Here is a 20,528-nt window from a genome sequence, read left to right as displayed (position 1 = left end):
GTCTCCTACGGCTGCGCGGCGGCCTCGACCGCGGCGGTGATGCCCTGCGGCGTCAGCTGCGTGCCGTTGTCCAGCGGCTCACCGTCGACCAGCACGGTCGGCGTCCCGGTCATCCCGGCCTGGCTGAAGGCCTCGGTGACCTGGGCGGTCCAGTCCTCGAACCGCAGCTCGGTGATGCCCTGCTCGACCGCCTCGCCGGTGGCGCCGGCCCGGGCGGCGTAGTCGATCAACTGGTCGTCGGACAGCCCCGGCCCGTTCTCCGCCGGCTGGTCGGCGAACAGCAGGTCGTGGAACTGCTCGAACGCGTCGATGCCGGCCTCGTCGGCCACCACCGCGGCGGCGTTCAGCGCCCGGGTCGAGTAGTCGGTGGTGGAGAACCGGTCGAGGATCGCGACCGGCCGGTACTGCAGCACGATGTCCCCGTCGGCGACGAGCTGGTCCAGGGTGTCGCCGTTGGCCTCCTCGAAGCTCCGGCACACCGGGCACTGGAAGTCCTCGTACACGGTCACCGTCACCGGGGCGCCGGCGTCCCCGACCGGGAAGGCGGTGCTGTCGGCCACCGTCCCGGCGGGCGCGCCGGCGTCGGCCGCCGTCGACGTCCGCTGCGTCTGCACGACGACGACGACCACCAGCGCGACGACCAGGACCGCCGCGGCCACCACCCCGCCGATCACCGTGCGCCGGCGTCGCTCGGCGGCGGCCCGGGCCGCGGCCTCCGCCGCCCGCTTCTCCGCGATCCGCCGCCGTGCGGCGTCCCGCTTGTTCTCACCGGACACCGGCGTTCTCCGTCCTGTCGACACGTGGGGCGCCGAGGGCCAGCCGCGACCGCGGCCGCCACGCCAGCGCGAGGGCGACGAGCAGCAGCGCGGTGTCCCGCGCGATCTCGCCGGGGTAGGCGGTCTGGCCGGCGGCCACCTCGCCCCCACCGCCGAAGCAGCCGCAGTCGATCTGCAGGCCGCGCGCCCACGCCGAGGCGATGGCGGCGATGAACACGGCCATCAGCACCGCTCCGGCGATGGCCGCGGTGCGCACGAAGACCCCGGCCAGCAAGGCCAGACCGGCGGCGATCTCCAGCACCGGCAGGCCGAACGCGACCAGGGAGACCAGCTCCTCGGGCAGCAGCCGGTAGGCCCGCACCGCGCGCTCGGCCGCGGCCGGGTCGGGCATCTTCAGCGCCCCGGCGACCACCAGGACGACACCGAGCAGCAACCGCGCCGCCGTCGCCAGCCAGGGCGCCACCGCGCCGTACCGAACACGCACGGCTCAACTGTCGTCCCCGGACCACGGGCAGTTCCTGCCGACCGGCTGTGACTTCACCCGGACGGGGCCGGGAGACGACGAAGGTCCCGGGCAGCGCCCGGGACCTTCGTCGTCTGGTGTCGCGGATCAGGCGGTGCGGAGCACGCCCTCGATCTCGAGCTCGACCTCGATCTTGTCGCCGACGACGACGCCGCCGCCGTCCATCGGCATGTCGATGTCGACGCCGTACTCCTTGCGGGAGATGGAGGTCTTGCCGGAGAAGCCGGCGCGGGTGCCGCCGTAGGCGTCGGGGCCGAAGCCGTTGAGCTCCAGGTCCAGGGTCACCGGCTTGGTGATGCCCTTGATCGTGAGGTCACCCTCGACGACCCAGTCCTCGCCCTTGTTGCGCACGCCGGTGGAGCGGAACTCCATCACGGTGTGGTTGCCGACGTCGAAGAAGTCGGCGGACTTGATGTGGGCGTCGCGCTGCTCCTGGCGGGTGTCGATGGAGTCCATGTCGACGGTGGCGGTGACGGTCGACTGCGAGGGGTCCTCGGCGGTGACGATCACGCCGGAGAACTCGCGGAAGTAGCCGCGGACCTTGCTGACCATCATGTGGCGGACGGCGAAGCCGACGGTCGAGTGGGACGCGTCGATGTCCCACGTGCCGACGACGTATCCGGGGATCTGGGTGGTGCTGGCCATGGTGACCCTCCAACTGGTTGAGCGTTTGACCGATGTCGTCGGGCGGCAGCGTAGTTGAGAGCTTGAGTATTCCGCCAGTACCCTCAAGGGGTGACCACCGACGTGTCCCCCGAGCGCCCGCCGGCCGCGGACGGCGCCCCGGCCGGCGCCGCCGACGTCCCGCCGGCCGCGCCGCGCTGGCTCGACGCGGAGGAGCAGCGCTCCTGGCGGGCCTACATGTACAGCTGGATGATCCTCGACGACCTGCTGGACCGCGAGCTCACCCGGGAGACCGGCATCTCGCACGCCTACTACGAGATCCTGGTCCAGCTGTCGGAGACCGAGGGCCGCCAGCTGCGGATGAGCGAGCTCGCCCAGCGCTGCCTGTCCTCCCGCAGCCGGCTGTCGCACGCGGTGTCCCGGCTGGAGGAGCGTGGGTGGGTGCGCCGGCAGGTCTGCGCCGAGGACGGCCGCGGCCAGCTCGCCGTCCTCACCGACGAGGGCTTCGCCGCCCTGGAGGCCGCCGCGCCGGTGCACGTCGAGGGCGTGCGCAGCCACCTGTTCGACCAGCTGAGCCCGGCCCAGATCGCCGCGATGCGCGACATCGGCGAGACGCTGCTCCGCCACCTGCACGAGCAGTGACCCGCACCGGGTGACGCCGGTCGACCCCGACGGCGTGTCACCACCGGCGGGAGTCCGCGCGCCCGGCGTCAGCCCTGCCAGGCCTCGGCGACCTCCGCGGCGACCGCGGCGGCCTGGGCGCGACCGGCCCGGGCGGACGCCGGGCGTGCCGCCGGGTCGAGCACGTTCTTGCCGATCGCCGTCCGGCTGCCCTGGTCCGGCGCCACGACGGCGACCCGGCTGACCATGCCGGTGACCTGCGCGTCGACGCCGGCCATCGGCCCGACCCCGCGCACGATCGGGGCGATGACGACCACCCGGTCGCAGCCGGTGGCCAGGTCGGCGTTGGCCACCGACCGCATCCCGCCGTCGATGTAGCGGCGGCCGTCGACGGTCACCGGCGGGTACACCCCGGGGACGGCGCAGCTGGCCGCCACCGCGGCGAGCAGGTCCACGCCCGAGTCACGGTCGAACGTGCGGAACTCCCCGCTCTGCGCGTCGACGGCGGTGAGCACCAGCGGCTGCTCCGGCCAGTCCGGGCCGGGCAGCCGGACCGCGATCAGCTGCCGCCAGTCCTCCTCCGACGGGGTGGCCCCGGCGTCGGCGGCGGCCAGGGCCAGCGCGCCCACGCGGCGTCGGAACGCGGCGTCGTCCCGACGGGCCATCAGCATGGCCAGCCCGTAGCGGGCGAGCGTGCGCCGCCCCAGCCGCGCCGTCGGCCCGGGGGCCGGCGGGGCGATCTCCGTGTCGAACAGCTCGGCGACCGGGACGCCGCTGCGCAGCTGGGTGCCGACGATCGACCCGGCGGAGGTGCCGACCACCAGGTCGGCGTCGGTCAGGTCGAGGCCGGCGTCGGCGAGGCCGGTGAGCACCCCGGTCGTCCAGGCGATGCCGGTGACGCCGCCGCCACCGAGGACCAGGGCCCTGCGCTGCTCGCTCACCCGGCCATCCTGGCCTGCCGACGCCCGCCACGCAGGGCCATCGGTCGGCTGTCGGTCCGCGCGCCACCTACGGTCTCCTCCCATGGAGCACCCACCGGACGGCGACGGCCCGCGTCACCGGCCCCCCGGCTGGGTCGCCCAGGACCCCGGCGGCATCCCCGCCTACGCCCTGGCCCGCGCCGGTGCCGCCGTCAGCGACCTGTTCGCCCGGCAGCTGGCCCGGGTGGGCCTGCGGACGCACACGTTCTTCGTGCTGGTGCACCTCTCCCGGGACCGGGTGCTGACCTCCGCCGAGCTTGCCCGGCGCCTCGAGCTCACCCCGCAGAGCATGAGCGCGCTGCTGCGCACCCTGGCCGACGAGGGGTGGATCGAGCGGCAGGAGGAGGTCCGCCGGGGGCAGCGGATCGACGTGCGGCTCACCGAGGCCGGCCACGCCGCCCTCGCCGCCGCCGGACCGCTGCTCGCCGAGCTCAACCGTCCGGAGGCGCTGGGCCTGTCCGCGACGGAGGCGGCCACCCTGCACGGGCTGCTGGAACGGGTGCTCGCGCACGTGTCCCCCGGCCACGACGTCGGCCCCTCGGCAGCGGCCGGGGACGACGGGCCCCCCGCCTGACCGGCTCCGGCCACCGGCGGTCGCTATCGTGCCCCCGGTGACCAGGAAGATGCCGGCCCCGTGCTGAACCACGGCGACCACACCGGCGTCCAGCTCGCCCACGTCGAGGCGTCACCGGCCCGGCAGGTGGGCCGCCGGGTGATCATCGCCGCCATCGTCCTGGCGCTGACCGTGTTGATCGTCTGGCTCCACCGGGACAGCTACCGGGACAGCCAGGGCGGCGACATCAGCGTCCTGGACGCCACCTACTACGCCACCGTGAGCCTCTCCACCACCGGCTACGGAGACATCACCCCGGTCACCCCCGGTGCCCGCCTGGTCAACATCCTCGTGATCACGCCGCTGCGGATCATGTTCCTCATCGTGCTCATCGGAACCACCCTGGAGGCGCTCACCGCGCGGTCCCGGGAGGAGTTCCGGCTCCGACGTTGGAGGTCCCACGTGCGCCAGCACGTCGTCGTCTGCGGGTACGGCACCAAGGGCCGGAGCGCCATCCGGGCGCTGCTCACCACCGGCACCGACGCCGACCACATCGTGGTGGTCGACACCGACGCCCGGATGATCGAGGAGGCGACGGCGGCCGGGCTGACCGGCATCCTCGGCGACGCCGGCCGGACCGAGGTGCTGCGCCGGTCGGCGGTGGAGAAGGCACGGGCGGTCATCGTGGCCGCGCACCGGGACGACGCCTCGGTGCTGATCACCCTCACCGTGCGGCAGCTCAACCCGACCGTGCCGATCACCGCGAGCGTCCGCGAGGAGGAGAACGCCAGCCTGCTGCGCCAGTCCGGCGCCGACACGGTGATCACCACCGCGGCGACGTCGGGCCGGCTGCTCGGCCTCTCCACCGACCAGCCGCGCGTGGTGGCCGCGGTCGAGGACCTGCTCACCAGCGGCCGCGGCCTGGACCTGCAGCAGCGCACGGTGACCCACTCCGAGGTCGGCCTGAGCCCCCGTCAGCTCCGGGACGTGGTGCTGTCGGTGACCCGCGGCGGGCGCACCCTGCGCTTCGACGACCCGCTGATCGGGACGCTGCAGAGCGAGGACGTGCTCGTCGTCGTCAAGGCCCACCGCGGCCCCGAGGGCAGCTGAGCGGTCGCCTCAGGCGACGTCGCGGATCGCGCGGCCCACGGCCACGTCGACCGCGGGCATGTCCGCGGCCACCTTGCCGTGGCCGTGCTCGGCGTGCACGCGGCCGTGCAGCAGCAGCTCCTCCGCCGTCGGGGCGCGGAAGCTGGCTCCGCAACCGGGGACGACGTCGGCGCAGTCGAACTCCTTCACCGGGTTCCTCCGTGGTCTCTCTCGGCCGCAGCCGTGCGGCGTCGTGTCCTGTCGAGGACGGTGTGCTCAGGGGACGTCGACCGGCGACGACCCTCCCTGGAGCTCGGCGAGCCGCAGGGTCATCCGTTCGGGGCGGACCAGGCCGAGCAGCCGCCCGCCCGGGTCCACGCAGAGCACCGGGTCGAAGCGCCGGGCGGCGACCCGGGTCATCGCGCGGGTGACCACCTCCACCAGCGGGGCGCCCGGCCGCACCCGCAGGCTCACCGGCACGACCTGCAGCTCGTCGTCGCCGTCCCGCAGGCCCGGCCGGACCAGGTGGGTGGGGCAGCCCGCGGCGTCGACGGTGACGACGACGTCGAGCCCGGCGTCGGCGGCGAAGCGCGCCCGGGCCGCGGTCAGGTCCATCGCCAGCTCCCCCGCCGGGTCCCCGGCCAGGTCGCCGACGGCCACCGCGGGAACCGTCTCGACCAGCGGGGCCACCGTGTCGGCCTGGCCGCTGCGGCCGGCCATCGTCTGCAGCAGCTCGGCGGCGGCCGGGTCCAGCTCCGGCCAGCCGGGGGCCGGCCGGGCCAGCAGGTAGCCCTGGGCGAGCGGCACCCCCAGCCGGACGAACGCGGCGAGCTCCTCGGGCCGCTCGATCCCCTCCACCAGCAGCCAGGCGTCCAGCCGCCCGGCGTAGGTGCCCAGCAGCTCGGCCAGGGCGAGCTTGGCCTCGTCCCGGTCGGCGTGGTCGACCAGCGCCCGGTCCAGCTTGACGAACTGCGGGCGCAGCAACGCCAGCTGCTGCAGGCCGGAGTAGCCGGACCCGGCGTCGTCCAGTGCGACGGCAGCACCGGCCGCGCGCAGCCGGGCGAGCAGCCCGGTGAGGCGCTCGTGGTCGTCGACGGGCACGTGCTCGGTCAGCTCGAGCACCAGGCTGCCCAGGTCGGGGGCGGCGAGCAGCACGTCGGCGAGCTCGGGCTCGGTGAGCAGGTGGGGGCTGACGTTCACCGACAGGAAGCGGCCCGCCGGCAGCTCCTCCCGGGCGCGCAGGGCGGCGGCGACGACCTGGCCCTCCAGGCGGGCGCCGAGGCCCAGTTCGTCGGCCGCGGCGAACCAGCGGTCCGGGCCGATCCCGGGCGCGGCGTCGAAGCGGGAGAGCGCCTCGTAGCCGGCGACGACGCCGCGGCGCAGGTCGACGATGGGCTGGAAGACTAGTCGCGGCTGCGCGGGGTCGGCGAGCACGGCGGTCAGCGCCGCGGCCCAGCCACCCGCGGGCGCCACCGCCGCACGCGCGTCCGCGAGGTCGCTGGTCGCTGCGGTCACCGGGCCCTCTTCCTGGAAGCGGCGGGGGGCCCGTCCCTGGACCGTTCGCCGTGGCCATGAGCCTGCCCCGGCCCGGGCGGCGGGGGCGAGCCGCAGCCGGGGCGGCTCACCCCGTCGGGGCACGCGGGCCCGGCGTCGCCCCGGAGGTGGGCCGGGCGGCGCGCCCGCGGGCCCGGCCGGGCACCCTGGTGCGGGAAGCGGGGCCACGGACCCCGAGCGGAGCGGTCAACGACTCGTTCGTGACTTCTGCGTGAACAGCGGCGCGACCCGCACCCCGCGGGGGAGGATCGCACCGACCGGCGAGAGGAGCGAGACCGCAGATGACCGTGTCCCAGCCCAGCGCGGTGGAGGTCGGCCTGATGGCGGGGCGGGCCGGCTACGTGCTCCGGGCCAACGACCGTGGCCGGTTCACGGTCGCCTCCCCCACCCTCTACCCGCACATGTGGAGCTGGGACGCCGGGTTCGTCGCGCTGGGCATCGCCACCGTGTCGGTGCCCCGGGCGCTGGACGAGCTGCGCACGCTGCTGACCGGGCAGTGGGCGACCGGGATGATCCCGCACATCCTGTTCCACTCCCCCAGCGACTACTTCCCCGGTCCGGAGCGCTGGCGCACCCAGGTGGCCGCCGCGCGCCCGCCCGAGGTGCTCACCTCGGGCATCTGCCAGCCGCCGATCCACGTGATCGCGCTGTCCCGGATCCTGCACGACGCCCGGCGCCGCGGCGGCACCGACCAGCAGCTGGCCGAGGACTTCGTCCGGGAGACCTTCGACCAGTGGCTGGCCTGGCACCAGTACCTGGCCACCGCCCGCGACCCCTACAGCTACGGGCTGGTGGAGATCCACCACGGCTGGGAGTCGGGCATGGACGACTCGCCGCGCTGGGACGTCCCCTACGCCAACGTGCACCCGCAGCCGGACATGCCGCCGTTCGTCCGCGCCGACCTCGCCCACGTCGCCGACCCCTCGCAGCGCCCCTCCGACGCCGAGTACGCCCGCTACCTGTGGCTGCTGGAGCAGAAGGTCCGGGTCCGCTACGACGACGCCGCCTACCGGTCGACCGGGGACTTCGTCGTCGGCGACGTGCTGGTCTCGGCGCTGCTGGCGGCCGCCAGCGACCTGCTCGCCGACATGGGCGAGGAGCTGGGCATCGGCGGGGGCTCGTCCGGCGGCGTGGAGCAGTCCCGGGCGATCGCCCGGCGGTTCCGCACCGGGGTGCTGCGCTCCGTCGACCCCGACACCGGCCTGGCCCGCGACCTGGACCTGCGCACCGGTAACTGGCTGGAGGTGGAGAGCGCCGCGGGCTTCGCACCGCTGCTGTGCGGCGGCGACGAGGCGGTCACCCGGCGGCAGCGCGACCTGCTGCTGGGGCCGCGCTGGTGCGGGCACTCCCGGCTGCGCTGGCCCGTGGTGCCCTCCGTGTCCCCGGCGTCGGCGGACTTCCGCGAACGCACCTACTGGCGCGGGCCGCAGTGGCCGGTGCTGAACTGGCTGATGGCCTGGGCGCTGAACCGCTCCGGGGAGCAGGAGGCGGCCAACCAGCTGCGGCTGGCCGGGTTGTCCCAGCTCATCGACTGCGACTTCGCCGAGTACTACGAGCCGGTCACCGGCGAGACCCTCGGCAGCCGCGACCAGTCGTGGACGGCGGCGATCGCGCTGGACTTCCTGGCCGCCCGCCGGCCGGCCCAGCGACGTCCGGTGCGGTGGCTGACCAGCGAGCTGCCCCGGATCACCCCGGCGCAGCGCGCCGCGCACCAGGCAGCGCAGCACCAGCGGGCGGCCGGCCACCGGCCGGCGCACGGCCACGGCCCGGCGACGCGCCCGCAGCCGCAGCAGCGACCGGGCTGACCGCGCGAGCCGGATGACGATCCGGTGACGAAAGCGGGCGGACGGGGTGCACCCGACGGTCGGGCGGGCACAACCCACCCGCCCCACCGTCGCCCTCCTGAGGAGTTCCCCGTGCCGCGCAGGTACCTCGTCCCGGCCGCCACCGCACTGCTGCTGCTCGCCGCGTGCGGCGACAACCCGACCGGCGTGGGTGGTTCGTTCACCGAGGAGGAGGGCGCGCTCCCCGACGACCTGGCGGTCCCGGTCGAGGAGAGCGCCTACCTGGTCGACCCCGAGGGCAGCAGCGCCGGTCGGGTCACCTTCACCGACGCGGAGACCGGCATGGAGGTGGTCGCCGAGGCGACCGGGCTGCCGGCCGGGGAGCACCCGCTGTCGCTCCACGAGACCGCGGACTGCGATGCGCCGGCCACCCCCGACGACCCGACGCTGGTCGGCGACTGGACCGGCGTGGGTGCGGCGCTGCCCGGCATCGAACTGCCGCAGCTCGTCGTCGGCGAGGACGGCACCGGCGAGGTCAGCGCGGTCGTCGCGAACGTGGACCTGGACACCCTGCTGGACGAGGACGGCACGGCCCTGCTGGTGCACGCCGTCGGCGCCGACGGGGAGGACACCGAGGCCCTGGCCTGCGCGCCCGTCGGCGGCTGAGCCGGGTACCGCCCTGACGTCACGGGTCCCCGCCCCGCATGGAGCGGGGACCCCCGACGTCAGGACCGCTCCGTCAGGGGCGGGGATCCGGGCTCTGGGTCAGCGCCGGGTCGGTGAGCGCCACCGGTGCCAGCACCTCGTCGATGCGGGCCTTGACGTCCGCCTCGAGCTCCACCCCGGCGGCCTTGACGTTGTCGACGACCTGCTCCGGCCGGCTGGCGCCGATGATCGCCGCCGCCACGTTCTCCTCCGACAGCACCCACGCCACCGCCAGGGCGGCCATCGACAACCCGAGGTCGTCGGCGATGGGCCGGAGCTCCTGCACCCGGGTGAGGACGTCGTCGGTCATCAGCCGGGAGATGAAGTTCGCGCCGCCGCCCTTCTCGTCGGTGGCCCGTGAGCCGGCCGGCGGCGGCTGACCCGGCTGGTACTTGCCCGTCAGGACGCCCTGCGCGATCGGGGAGAAGACGACCTGGCTCATGCCCAGCTCCCGGCAGGTGGGGATCACCTCGGCCTCGGGCACCCGGTAGAGCGCCGAGTACTGCGGCTGGTTGGACACCAGCGGGACGTGCAGCTCGTCGGCGAGCACCTTCGCCGCGCGGATCTCCTCCGCCCGCCACTCCGAGACACCGATGTAGAGCGCCTTGCCGCTGTGCACGACCGCCGCGAAGGCCTCCATCGTCTCCTCGAGTGGCGTCTCGTAGTCGTAGCGGTGGGCCTGGTAGAGGTCGAGGTAGTCGGTGCCCAGCCGGCGCAGCGAGCCGTCGATCGAGTCCCGGATGTGCTTGCGGGACAGGCCCCGGTCGTTGGGGCCGCGCCCGGTCGGCCAGTAGACCTTGCTGAAGATCTCGATGCTGCTGCGCGGCTCCCCCGCCAGCGCCTCACCGAGCACCTGCTCGGCCCGGCCCTCGGCGTAGCCGTCGGCGGTGTCGAAGGTGGTGACGCCGGCGTCCAGCGCCGCACGGACGCACGCGTGGGCGGCGTCGGCCTCCACCTGCCCGCCGTGGGTGATCCAGTTGCCGTAGGTGATCTCGCTGATCTTGAGGCCGCTGCGGCCGAGGTGTCGGAACTCCATGCCGCACGTCCTACCCGGCCGGGGAGCGCTCTCACGCACCCGGCCCGGCAACCCGGTCCCACGGACCACCGGCGCAGCAGCAGGGGACCTACGACCCCCGTGCGGGGGGGACCGGGACGGCCAAGGTGGGGCGGGAGAGCAGCGAGCACCCGGGAGAGGACCCGCATGTCCGTCATCGACCGCACCCCCACCACGACCACGGCCGCCGAGCGGGCCGACGGCCCACCGTCGCCGGCGCCCGAGGCCGGCATCGACCAGCTGGTGCGCAACGGGCTGACGGCGCTCGGCGCCTACGACGCCTACGACCAGGCGCAGATCGACCACATCGTCGGGAAGGCCTCGCTCGCCGCGCTCGCCCAGCACGGCGCCCTGGCCGCGCTCGCGGTGGAGGAGACCGGCCGTGGGGTGTTCGAGGACAAGGCGGTGAAGAACGTGTTCGCCTGCGAGCACGTGACGCACCGGATGAAGGACATGCGCACCGTCGGGGTGATCAGCCGTGACGAGATCACCGGCATCACCGAGATCGCCGAGCCGGTCGGCGTCGTCGCCGGCATCACCCCGGTGACCAACCCGACGAGCACGACCGTCTTCAAGGCCCTGCTGGCGCTCAAGACGCGCAACCCGATCATCTTCGCGTTCCACCCGGCCGCCCAGCGGTGCAGCGCGGCCGCCGCGCGCATCGTGCACGACGCGGCGGTCGCCGCCGGCGCGCCGGAGCACTGCATCCAGTGGGTCGAGCAGCCCTCGATCGAGGCGACCGGCGCACTGATGAACCACCCCGGGGTGGCGACGGTGCTGGCCACCGGGGGCAACGCGATGGTCACCGCCGCCTACTCGACCGGCAAGCCCGCACTCGGCGTGGGTGCCGGGAACGTGCCGGCGTACGTCCACCGGGACGCGGACGTCGCCCGGGCCGTGCACGACCTGGTGCTGTCGAAGTCGTTCGACAACGGCATGATCTGCGCCTCCGAGCAGGCGGTGATCCTCGACGAACCGGTCTACGAGCGGGCGATGGCGGGGCTGGCACGACTCCACGCCCACCGGGCCACCCCCGACGAGAAGGCCCTGCTGGAGCGATTCCTGTTCGGGGTGACCGCCGCCGACGCCAACTGCGCCGGGGCCCGGCTCAACGCCGCCGCCGTCGGGCAGTCACCGGTGTGGATCGCCGAGCAGGCCGGCTTCTCCGTCGCCCCGGACACCTCGATCATCCTCGTCGAGGTGGCCGGGGTCGGGCCGGCCGAGCCGCTGACCCGCGAGAAGCTGTGCCCGGTGCTGGCGGTGCTGCGCGCCCAGGACGCCGCCGAGGGGTTCGCACTCGCGGAGGCGATGGTCGAGTTCGACGGCCTGGGCCACAGCGCCGTCATCCACACCGAGGACGCTGCCCTCGCCGAGGCCTACGGCACGCGGGTCAAGGCGGTCCGCATCATCTGGAACGCGCCGTCGTCGCAGGGCGGCATCGGCGACATCTACAACGCCTTCATCCCGTCCCTGACCCTGGGCTGCGGCAGCTACGGGCGGAACTCGGTGTCGAACAACGTCTCGGCGCTGGACCTGATCAACGTCAAGCGGGTCGGGCGCCGCACCAACAACATGCAGTGGTTCAAGGTGCCGGCGAAGGTCTACTTCGAGCCGAACGCCATCCGCTACCTGGCCGACATGCCCGGGCTGCACCGGGCCACCATCGTCACCGACCCCACGATGACCCGCCTCGGTTTCGTCGACCGGCTGATCTCGGTGCTGGAGCAGCGGCACGAGCGGGTCGCCGTGCAGATCATCGACGGCGTCGAGCCGGAGCCGAGCGTGGCCACCGTCGACCATGGCGCCGCACTGATGCGCGAGTTCGCGCCGGACACCATCATCGCGCTGGGTGGCGGCTCCCCGATGGACGCCGCCAAGGTGATGTGGCTGCGGTACGAGCACCCGGAGGTCGAGTTCGCCGACCTGCGGGAGAAGTTCTTCGACGTCCGCAAGCGGGCCTTCACCTTCCCCACGCTCGGGACGCGGGCCCGGCTGGTCTGCATCCCGACGACCTCGGGCACCGGCGCCGAGGTGACCCCCTTCGCCGTCATCACCGACACGGCGACCGGCCGCAAGTACCCGTTGGCCGACTACGCGCTGACGCCGAGCGTGGCCATCGTCGACCCGGTGCTCACCCACGACATGCCGGCCACCGTGACCGCGGACAGCGGGATGGACGCGCTGACCCACGCCACCGAGGCCTACGTGTCCGTCTACGCCAACGACTTCACCGACGGGCTGTGCCTGCAGGCCATCCGGCTGGTCTTCGCCCACCTCGAGCGGGCGGTGACCCACGGGGCCGACGACGCCGAGGCCCGGGAGAAGATGCACAACGCCGGCACCATCGCCGGGATGGCGTTCGGCAGCGCGTTCCTGGGCATCGTGCACGCGATGGCGCACACCCTGGGGCTGACCTTCCACCTGGCACACGGGCGCACCAACGCTGTGCTGCTGCCGCACGTCATCCGCTACAACGGCAGCGTCCCCACCAAGCTGACCGGCTGGCCCAAGTACGGGGTCTACACCGCACCCGAACGGTTCCAGGACATCGCCCGGGCGCTCGGGCTGCCGGCCTCGACCCCCGAGGAAGGGGTGGAGTCCTACCCCCGGGCGGTCGAGGAGCTGCGGGCGCGGATCGGTGTGCCGGCGTCGTTCCGGGAGGCCGGGGTGGACGAGGCCGAGTACCTGGCGGCACTGCCCCAGCAGGCGATGAACGCCTACGAGGACCAGTGCGCCCCCGCCAACCCGCGGATGCCGATGCTGGCGGACATGGAGCGGATCATGCGCGCGGCGTACTACGGCTGAGCCGCGACGGGGCCGGTCAGCTGCGGGCGTTGACCGGGATGATGCCGTGGTGGACGGTCAGTGCCGCGAAGACGAGCGTGAGGACGGCGATGACCGCGAACACCGTCACCGGGAGCACCCAGCCGCCCCGGGTGGGAGCCGCGTCGGTCGCGGCGTCGGCCGGCCGCGTGGCCCGCAGGTACACGCACAGCACGGTGACCGCGATCGCCAGGTGCAGCCCGAACTCGACCCACTCCTGGAAGCGGGTCAGCGGCGGCAGCACGGGCAGGACCACCGCGACCGGCCAGTACAGCGCCATGCCGAGGAAGCCGGGGACGGCGCACAGCGGCGGGGTGACCCGGGCCCAGAACGGGCCGCGGAGCACCGGGCGGGGACCGCGGACGAGCAGCGCCAGCGCCAGCCCCGCCACACCCATCAGCCAGGAGACGACCTTGAACACGGCCTGCAGGCTGAACTCCCCCGCCACCCGCACGTTGTGGACGTTCACCTCGGCCTGCTGGTTCACCGCGGCGAGGTCCTCGGGGGTGGTGAACGCGAACACCCGCTGCCCCCAGGAGATCTCCTCGCCGGCCAGCAGGAGGGCGCCGAGCGCCACCGCGATCATCAGCACGGCCGGCAGCAGCTCGCGCCGGCGGCCCAGCCGGACCGCCGCCGCGCCGGCCAGCACGGCCGCGAGCAGGCAGACGGCGAACTGCAGCCACTCGACCACGTTGTCCTCGCGGAGCACCGTGTAGTACAGCGGCCGGGCGACCGCCAGGAGGACCACGCCGACGACGATCCCGACCACCGGCGTCCAGGCGACGGCGCGCGCGAGCGACCGGGGCAGCCCGTCGCGGGCCGCGTCCCGATCGACGGCGGCCACGGTCGCGTGCAGTGGCCGCCGGACGGACAGCGACCTCCGGGCCGGGGTGCTGAGGCTCGTCAACATGTCACTCCCTGTGCTGGCCCGGACGCCGGCACGACACGGAGATCCCGTGGGTGAACAGCGAGCGAACACCAGCTTCTGGTCAAGAGAGCAGCAGTTTAACCACGCACAACACAACCACCGCCAATCCAGGGCGCGTGCGCACAGCGCAGGAGCCCGCCCGGAGCCCGATGACGGTCCGTGACCGACGGTGGCGAGCGGCGGCCGGCCCGGCCGGCGAGCGCGGGGTCAGAGGTCCCGGCGGACGTTCTCGCTGCGGTCCTCGACGGCTCCGTGGCGGACCAGGCTGACCATGGCCAGGGCGAGCCCGCCCCAGATCACGAGCATCGCCACCACCATCATCACGATCGCCTCGGTGCTCATCGGGTGCCCCCCTCGTCGTGTCCGGTGGTGGCCGCACCCAGCGGCGTCACCGGGTCGGAGCCGGGTGGCGGACCGTCCAGGTGCGTCCCGGCCCGCCACGGCAGCCGGGCGACCAGGAACCCGATGACGGGCAGCGCCACCACCATCCCCCAGCCGCAGACCACCAGCAGCCACGTCGGGTAGTCCTCGTAGGGCGCGGTCAGGTCGTCGCGGAGCGCCAGCACGAGCACGACGGCGAGGCCCACCGGGGCGACGACGCTGGTGAGCAGGCGCCAGCCGGTGCCCACCCGGGGCCGGCCGTGGACGTTGAGGTGGTCCCCGAGCCGGGTCAGCGCCCGCAGCAGCCAGGCGACGACCAGCATGCTGATCAGCGCGACCACGAGGATGCCGTACTGGTTGACGAAGTGGTCGACGACGTCGAGCACGTAGATGCCGCTGGTCGTGCTGAACAGCACCAGGCTCAGCACCGCGGCGGGGACGCCGACCAGCAGGGTCGCGGTGAGGCGGCCGGTGTCGAGCTTGTCGCGGACCGCGGAGATGACCACCTCGATGACGCTGACCAGCGAGGTGATGCCGGCGAGCACCAGGCAGCCGAAGAACAGCACGCCCAGCAGGGCGCCGGCCGGGGCCTCGCTGATGATCGCCGGGAAGGCGACGAACGCCAGCCCGATCCCGTCGCTGGCGACCTGGTCGACCGCGACCCCGTTGGCCTGCGCCATGAAGCCCAGCGCGGCGAAGACCCCGATGCCGGCGAGCAGCTCGAAGCTGGAGTTCGCGAAGCCGACGACGAGACCCGAGCCGATCATGTCCTCGCGCCGGCCCACGTAGGAGGCGTAGGTGATCATGATGCCGAAGCCGATCGAGAGCGAGAAGAAGATCTGCCCGAACGCGGCGGCCCAGACCGACCCCGAGGCGAGGGCCGACCAGTCCGGCGTGAAGAGCGCGTCGAGCCCGGTGCCGGCGCCGGGCAGCAGCACCGCCTGCACGACCAGGGCGGCGAAGGCGAGCACCAGCACCGGGATGAAGAACAGCGACGTCGCACCGATCCCCCGCTGCACACCGAGCGCCATGATCACCAGGACGGCCACCCAGACGAGCGCGAGGGGCACGAGCACCCCGGGCACGACGTCGGCGGTGACCCGGACGTCGCCGGCCTGGAGGAACTCGCCGAAGAAGAAGCCCTCGGGGTCGGCCCCCCAGGCCTCGTCGAGGGAGAAGAAGGTGTAGCGCAGCGCCCAGGCGATGACCGCGGCGTAGTAGACGGCGATGACGAAGCAGATGCCGACCTGCCACCAGCCCAGCCCCTCGGCGCCCCGGCGCAGCCGGGCGAACGACAGCGGCGCGGACCCGCGGTGCCGGTGGCCGAGCGCGTAGTCGAGCAGCAGGAACGGGATGCCGGCGGTCAGCAGCGCGACGAGGTAGGGCAGCAGGAAGGCGCCGCCGCCGTTCTCGTAGGCGACGTAGGGGAAGCGCCAGATGTTGCCCAGCCCGACCGCCGAGCCGATCGCGGCCAGGATGAACACGCGCCGGGAGCTGAACCCACCGCGGCGGCGCTCCTGGTCCGGCTGCCCCGTGGGCTGCTCCGCCCTCGCGCTCATGTGCCCTCCCGCGTCGTGTGCCACCGGACCGGCGCACCGGTCGGCGTCCTGCCATCGGGGAGAGGATGCCAGCACCCGGGCGGCTCGGCTGCCGGAGCCCGCTGCCCGTGGGACGACGAACCGCCCCGGACCGTGGGGTCCGGGGCGGTTCGCCGTACTGCGGGGGGTGGAGGCGGCGGGAATCGAACCCGCGTCCTGCGACGCATCACCAGGGCTTCTCCGAGCGCAGTTCGCTCTGCCTCTGCTCGACCCTCCTGATCTCACGAACGAGTCAGGATGACGGGCCCAGTCACTGTTTGGTGTCCCACACGTACCCGTGACCGGCACGTGCGGTGAGTCATCTAGCTGATGCCAGGATCCGGGCCGATGACGAACCCGGGCTGACAGACTCGCCTAGCTGCCGTCAGGCAGCGAGAGCGAAGTCGCGCTGATTGGAATCGGCGCTTGTGTTTTTGCAACGGATGGTTAACGAGATCATCGTTGCCTTCCTCGGCTCGCTTCCCCTGGTCAAACGACCGCAGTCGAGACCAATCGCCCCCCTGTGTAGTTGTGCAGCCAGGGTAACGGCTGCCGGGCCGCTCGTGTTCCCCGCCGTCCCGACCCGCCCGTGCAGGTCAGGCCCGGCGCTCCCACCAGCGCACCCGGCCCACCGACCCGTCCGGCCGCGGCGCGGCCTGGACCCCCAGGTCGCGGTAGCCGGCCCGGGCGGCCACGGCGGCGCTGGCCTCGTTGTCCGGCAGCATCCCGAGCCGGACGCACGGGTGGCCCACCGACAGCAGCCAGTCGGTCATCAGCCGCACCGCCGCGACGGCCAGCCCGCGGCCCCGCCCGGCCGGCAGCAGCGCGTACCCGACCGACGGCTCGGGCGAGCGCTCGACGGTGAGCGCCGCCATCCCGACGGCCGGGCCCTCGACCCCACCCTCGACGGGGCGCACCGCGTACCGCTGGCCGAGCCGCCGGTGCGCCCGGTCGGCGACGTCGAGCATCCGCTGCCGCGCGGCCGCCTCGTCCAGGTGCGGCGGGTGCGTCGTCCACCGGAGGACCTCCGGGTCGCGGGACAGCGCCTGCTCCAGCACCCAGTCGTCCTCCGTCATCGCCCGGAGGACGACGCCGTCGTCCGCCAGGCGCGCCGGCGGGGCGGCGTGCAGCAGGCCGGTCACCCTCAGATCCAGTCGCGGCGCTTGAACACCAGGTACAGCGTGAGGCTGACCATGAACATCAGCACCAGCGCGAACGGGTAGCCGTAGTACCAGTCGGTCTCCGGCATGTGGTCGAAGTTCATCCCGTAGACGCCGCCGACCAGACTGGGCGCGAACAGGATGGCCGCCCAGGCGGAGATCTTCTTGACCTCCTCGCCCTGGGCGAGGCTGGTGATGGTCAGCTCGCGGATCTCGTCGTTCTGCCGCTGCGCCACCAGCGTCGCGTTCACCGTCAGGATGTCGCGCAGCTGGAGCCGGAAGCCCTCGATCCGCTCGTTCACCCCGGTGACGTGGTCGGCGACGTCGCGCAGGTAGCTGCGCAGCTCCTCGTCGACGCCGTACTTCTCGAACCCCGCGGTGATCGCGGCGAGGATGCCGGTCAGCGGCTGGCAGGCCCGCTGGAAGTCCACGACCTCCTGGGACAGCTCGTAGATGCGCCGGGACACCTGCGGGTCACCGCGGAACACCTCGGCCTCGATCTCGTCGATGTCCTTGTCCAGCCCGTTGACCACCGGGACGTAGCCGTCGACGACCGCGTCGAGGATCGCGTAGAGCACCGCCTCGCTCCCCCGGGCCAGCAGCTCCGGGGTGCTCTCCAGCCGGCGCCGCACCCGGGCCAGGTCCGGCGACTCGCTGTGCCGCACCGTGACCACGAAGTCCTTGCCGAGGAACAGGTGCAGCTCACCGAACTCCACCTCCTCGGTGGCGTCGATGTAGCGGGCGGCCTTGAGGACGACGAACAGGGTGTCGCCGTACCGCTCGAACTTGGGCCGCTGGTGGGCCTGGATGGCGTCCTCGACGGCCAGGTCGGGCAGCTCGTACTGCTCGGCCAGCTCTCCCAGCTCCGCCGGCTGCGGGCGGTAGAGGCCGAGCCAGACCATGCGGTCGTCGAAGCCCTCGGTGAGCCACTCGTGGCTCTCGGCCGCCGAGCCGGGGGTGGCGATCCGGCGCCCGGCCGCGTAGACGGCGTTGTCCATGATCTTCGAGGTGCGCACCGGCTCGGGAGCGGCGGGGGTCTCCCGCGCCGGCGGGGGCGGGGGCACGACCACGGGGCGGGGCAGGCGGGCGAGGGTGGCCAGCGCGCTGCGCGACGCGCTGCGGTGGCCGGTGCGGGACGCACGGCGACGGTCGGTCACGAGGGACTCCCGGGGGCTGCTGGATCAGGACGCCGAGCAGGTCCCCGCCGCGACGCCGCCGGGTCGATCGGTGACCGGGCGGGTCAGCAGGTGGGGACCTGGGGACTGCAACTGGGTGGTTCGGTGCGCACGACCAGTCACCTCCCGGGGGTCCCACGGGGCCGGCGTGGATCAGCGGGCCGTCGTCCATCGTGACACGCCTGCCGCAGGTGGTGCACCCCGGTGCACCGTCCGGGTGATGAACACCCGGCGCCGCCGGTTCAGCTCCCGGCGGGGGTGCAGGCCCGGTTGTGGTCCAGGTCGTCGACGACGTACTGCACGAGCGTCACCTCACCGCCGTCGACCAGCGGCTCCCGGCCGCACCTGCGGGCGGCGTCGGTGCGGTCGTCGGCGCCGGCCAGCCAGCTGTCCAGGCCGGTCAGGCTGCTGCCCGCCGGCACCGAGCCGGCGATCCGACCCCACTGGTACCCGGTCGAGTAGATGCCCACCTCGCCGCCGAGCGCCGTGAAGTGGTCGGCCATGCCCTCCAGCGTGGCGCGGTTGTTCCGCTCGGCGTCGGCGCCGCCGACCTGCCAGGTGTTCATCGTCTCGACGTCGAGCCACCAGCGGTACCCGGCGAGGTCGGACACGTCGTCCACCGCATCGATCTCGGCGGGGACCTCGTCGCCGAGTTCGCTCCTCAGCTCCCGGGCGGCGGCGAGCACGATCCGCACGTCGCCCGCGGCCCGGTCCACGCCGTACTCGTAGGAGCAGGCCGCGGTGTTCCCGCCGTCGCAGACGCCGTATCGGTTGCTGCCCAGCTCCGGCCAGGTGGTGACCTGGTCGCGCACCTGGCCGGGGTTGGCGGTGTTCACGTAGAACTGCACCGGCGGCTGGCCGGGCACGTCGCCGCCGGCCTCGGTCGCCCACACCCACTGCTCGGGCAGGCACCGGTTCGGCGTGGTGGCCAGCCCACCGTTGACGCCGACGACGGCGAACGCGGCGTCGTCGGGCAGCTCGGTGCGGCACTGCGGGTACGACACGTCGTACCCGACCGGGGCGGCACGGTTCGCGGTCTCCCGCCCGGGCGTCTCCCGCGCGGTGGTCTCCCGAGCGGGCGTCTCGCGCTCCGGCCGCTCGGCGGCGGCGGCCGCGGCGGTCGGCGCGACCAGGGCAGTGCCGACCGTCAGGCCGGTGGCCACGAGGACGCGCAGAGTTGTCCGCATCACCTCGACGGTACGCGGGTTCAGCCCCCGGCGACGGGTCCGAGCAGCCGCGACCAGGAGACCTGGGTGCGGGCGGTGGCGAAGCCGAGGCTCTCGTAGAGCCCCAGCGCGCCGGTCACGTTCTCGCTGTCGACCTGCAGTCCCGCGGTCTGGCAGCCCCCCGCCGCGGCAGCCCGCAGCGCCTGCGCGATGACCGCCTTGGACAGCCCACGGCCCCGCGCCTGGGGGACGACGCCGATCTGGCCGAAGTAGCTCTCCCGGGAGCCGGTCGCCGCCGCGGCGGTCTCCGACACGTAGGACAGCGCGTAGGCGAGCACCGCGCCGTCCTCCACCGCGAGCACCGACAGGTCCGGGCGGAAGCCCTGCTGGCCGGTGAACATCACCCGCCAGGACGCCTCGTCGCGCTCGCTGGAGCCGTAGTGCTCGGTGAAGGCCGCGTTGTGCGCGCGGCGCACCTCGTCGTCGCGGTCCCAGGTGAAGGGCACCAGGTCGACGCCGGGCACCGCGCGCGGCTCCGGCAGGTCGGTCAGGGGGCGCTCCATGTGGTGGAACCAGCGCACCGGCTGCAACCCGGCCCGGCGGGCCAACGCCTCCAGGTCGGGCATCGAGGTGTACGCGGTCACCGTGAGCCGGGCCGGTGCCTCCGGGTGCCGCTCCGCGTGCACCTGCGCACCGCGGGCCAGCTGCCAGTCCAGCAGCGCCCGGCCGATGCCGCGGCCCCGCCGGTCCGGGTGCACCCGGCCCTCCAGGTGCACGCCGTAGGCGTCGCGGAAGGTGGGCGGGGCGATCGCGGTGGCGAAGGCGACGGGGGCGCCGTCCCCGTCCAGCACCACGCGGGTGTCCTGGTCCAGGTCGACCAGCTCGTTCACCCACCAGCCGCGCAGGTCCTCGGCCCCCTCGTGCTCCCCCGTGTCGTCGACGGCCTCCGCGGCGGCCAGCAGCTCGGCGAGCGCCGGCACGTCGTCCGGGTGGATGGGTCGGGCGGTCAGTCCGGCGGGGAGGGAGAGGTCGGGCACGAGGGTCGACGCTAGCCG

Annotated in this window: 20 protein-coding genes and 1 other RNA gene; 6 read left to right on the top strand and 15 right to left on the bottom strand. The window is 73.9% G+C overall.

The window, feature by feature from the left end; genetic code table 11:
- Positions 1 to 5: 5 nt before the first annotated feature.
- The 3 genes from JD78_RS01535 to JD78_RS01525 form a co-directional block, all read right to left on the bottom strand.
- Complete coding sequence (locus JD78_RS01535; RefSeq protein ID WP_153356816.1) at positions 6 to 776, bottom strand: DsbA family protein; 771 nt, start codon at positions 774 to 776, stop codon at positions 6 to 8.
- Positions 766 to 1,260: a MauE/DoxX family redox-associated membrane protein gene (locus JD78_RS01530; RefSeq protein WP_153356813.1), complete on the bottom strand. Its 495-nt coding sequence runs from the start codon at positions 1,258 to 1,260 to the stop codon at positions 766 to 768. The genes JD78_RS01535 and JD78_RS01530 overlap by 11 nt, the downstream gene beginning before the upstream one ends.
- A gap of 126 nt (positions 1,261 to 1,386) precedes the next feature.
- Positions 1,387 to 1,944, bottom strand: a complete 558-nt coding sequence (locus JD78_RS01525; protein WP_153356810.1) for a YceI family protein — start codon at positions 1,942 to 1,944, stop codon at positions 1,387 to 1,389.
- 90 nt (positions 1,945 to 2,034) lie between these two features.
- Here JD78_RS01525 and JD78_RS01520 point away from each other — a divergent pair, with 90 nt between their 5' ends.
- Positions 2,035 to 2,565 (top strand): MarR family winged helix-turn-helix transcriptional regulator, encoded by a 531-nt coding sequence (locus tag JD78_RS01520; protein ID WP_228394911.1) that lies wholly within the window; start codon positions 2,035 to 2,037, stop codon positions 2,563 to 2,565.
- 68 nt (positions 2,566 to 2,633) lie between these two features.
- Here the strand turns inward: JD78_RS01520 and JD78_RS01515 are convergent, their stop codons facing one another.
- Positions 2,634 to 3,485: a patatin-like phospholipase family protein gene (locus JD78_RS01515; protein WP_208103946.1), complete on the bottom strand. Its 852-nt coding sequence runs from the start codon at positions 3,483 to 3,485 to the stop codon at positions 2,634 to 2,636.
- Between the two features lie 82 nt (positions 3,486 to 3,567).
- Here JD78_RS01515 and JD78_RS01510 point away from each other — a divergent pair, with 82 nt between their 5' ends.
- On the top strand, positions 3,568 to 4,098 hold the full coding sequence (locus JD78_RS01510; protein ID WP_166520899.1) for a MarR family winged helix-turn-helix transcriptional regulator: 531 nt from the start codon (positions 3,568 to 3,570) through the stop codon (positions 4,096 to 4,098).
- Positions 4,099 to 4,158: 60 nt separating this feature from the next.
- Positions 4,159 to 5,187 carry a potassium channel family protein gene (locus JD78_RS01505; RefSeq protein ID WP_228394910.1) on the top strand — a complete coding sequence of 343 codons (1,029 nt, stop codon included), beginning with the start codon at positions 4,159 to 4,161 and terminating at the stop codon, positions 5,185 to 5,187.
- Between the two features lie 9 nt (positions 5,188 to 5,196).
- Here the strand turns inward: JD78_RS01505 and JD78_RS01500 are convergent, their stop codons facing one another.
- Both JD78_RS01500 and JD78_RS01495 read right to left on the bottom strand, forming a co-directional pair.
- Positions 5,197 to 5,376, bottom strand: a complete 180-nt coding sequence (locus tag JD78_RS01500; RefSeq protein ID WP_153356801.1) for a DUF1059 domain-containing protein — start codon at positions 5,374 to 5,376, stop codon at positions 5,197 to 5,199.
- 66 nt (positions 5,377 to 5,442) lie between these two features.
- Positions 5,443 to 6,681, bottom strand: a complete 1,239-nt coding sequence (locus tag JD78_RS01495; RefSeq protein ID WP_228394909.1) for an EAL domain-containing protein — start codon at positions 6,679 to 6,681, stop codon at positions 5,443 to 5,445.
- A gap of 320 nt (positions 6,682 to 7,001) precedes the next feature.
- Here JD78_RS01495 and ggh point away from each other — a divergent pair, with 320 nt between their 5' ends.
- Together ggh and JD78_RS01485 are read left to right on the top strand one after the other, a co-directional pair.
- Positions 7,002 to 8,525 (top strand): glucosylglycerate hydrolase, encoded by a 1,524-nt coding sequence (gene ggh, locus JD78_RS01490; protein WP_153356797.1) that lies wholly within the window; start codon positions 7,002 to 7,004, stop codon positions 8,523 to 8,525.
- A gap of 111 nt (positions 8,526 to 8,636) precedes the next feature.
- Positions 8,637 to 9,170 carry a superoxide dismutase family protein gene (locus JD78_RS01485; protein ID WP_153356794.1) on the top strand — a complete coding sequence of 178 codons (534 nt, stop codon included), beginning with the start codon at positions 8,637 to 8,639 and terminating at the stop codon, positions 9,168 to 9,170.
- A 73-nt stretch (positions 9,171 to 9,243) separates the two neighbouring features.
- On the opposite strand, the gene JD78_RS01480 is transcribed toward JD78_RS01485, so the two are convergent.
- Positions 9,244 to 10,245, bottom strand: a complete 1,002-nt coding sequence (locus JD78_RS01480; protein WP_153356792.1) for an aldo/keto reductase family protein — start codon at positions 10,243 to 10,245, stop codon at positions 9,244 to 9,246.
- A gap of 165 nt (positions 10,246 to 10,410) precedes the next feature.
- On the opposite strand from JD78_RS01480, the gene adhE reads away from it, so the two are divergent.
- Positions 10,411 to 13,068: a bifunctional acetaldehyde-CoA/alcohol dehydrogenase gene (gene adhE / locus JD78_RS01475; RefSeq protein WP_153356789.1), complete on the top strand. Its 2,658-nt coding sequence runs from the start codon at positions 10,411 to 10,413 to the stop codon at positions 13,066 to 13,068.
- A 16-nt stretch (positions 13,069 to 13,084) separates the two neighbouring features.
- On the opposite strand, the gene JD78_RS01470 is transcribed toward adhE, so the two are convergent.
- The 8 genes from JD78_RS01470 to JD78_RS01435 form a co-directional block, all read right to left on the bottom strand.
- Complete coding sequence (locus JD78_RS01470) at positions 13,085 to 13,996, bottom strand: hypothetical protein (RefSeq protein WP_153356786.1); 912 nt, start codon at positions 13,994 to 13,996, stop codon at positions 13,085 to 13,087.
- Between the two features lie 225 nt (positions 13,997 to 14,221).
- Entirely contained in the window at positions 14,222 to 14,356 is a 135-nt protein-coding gene (locus JD78_RS01465; RefSeq protein WP_153356783.1) for a methionine/alanine import family NSS transporter small subunit, read from the bottom strand.
- The gene (locus JD78_RS01460) at positions 14,353 to 15,954 is read right to left on the bottom strand and encodes a sodium-dependent transporter (RefSeq protein WP_153356781.1); all 1,602 of its coding nucleotides are present in this window, start codon (positions 15,952 to 15,954) and stop codon (positions 14,353 to 14,355) included. Before JD78_RS01460 ends, JD78_RS01465 begins: the two co-directional genes overlap by 4 nt.
- 164 nt (positions 15,955 to 16,118) lie before the next feature.
- Positions 16,119 to 16,493, bottom strand: a transfer-messenger RNA (tmRNA) gene (ssrA, locus tag JD78_RS01455).
- Between the two features lie 75 nt (positions 16,494 to 16,568).
- Positions 16,569 to 17,114 carry a GNAT family N-acetyltransferase gene (locus tag JD78_RS01450; protein WP_153356778.1) on the bottom strand — a complete coding sequence of 182 codons (546 nt, stop codon included), beginning with the start codon at positions 17,112 to 17,114 and terminating at the stop codon, positions 16,569 to 16,571.
- Between the two features lie 2 nt (positions 17,115 to 17,116).
- On the bottom strand, positions 17,117 to 18,289 hold the full coding sequence (corA, locus tag JD78_RS01445) for a magnesium/cobalt transporter CorA (RefSeq protein ID WP_153356775.1): 1,173 nt from the start codon (positions 18,287 to 18,289) through the stop codon (positions 17,117 to 17,119).
- Between the two features lie 260 nt (positions 18,290 to 18,549).
- Complete coding sequence (locus JD78_RS01440) at positions 18,550 to 19,494, bottom strand: glycoside hydrolase family 25 domain-containing protein (RefSeq protein ID WP_153356773.1); 945 nt, start codon at positions 19,492 to 19,494, stop codon at positions 18,550 to 18,552.
- A gap of 20 nt (positions 19,495 to 19,514) precedes the next feature.
- Positions 19,515 to 20,510, bottom strand: coding sequence for a GNAT family N-acetyltransferase (locus JD78_RS01435; protein ID WP_153356770.1), 996 nt, complete (start codon positions 20,508 to 20,510; stop codon positions 19,515 to 19,517).
- Positions 20,511 to 20,528: the final 18 nt, after the last annotated feature.

Origin of the sequence: Modestobacter roseus, assembly GCF_007994135.1 — a bacterium.
Classification (GTDB): Bacteria; Actinomycetota; Actinomycetes; order Mycobacteriales; family Geodermatophilaceae; genus Modestobacter; species Modestobacter roseus.
Note: the sequence above shows the minus strand (reverse complement) of the source record. Positions and strands in the feature narration are given on the sequence as shown.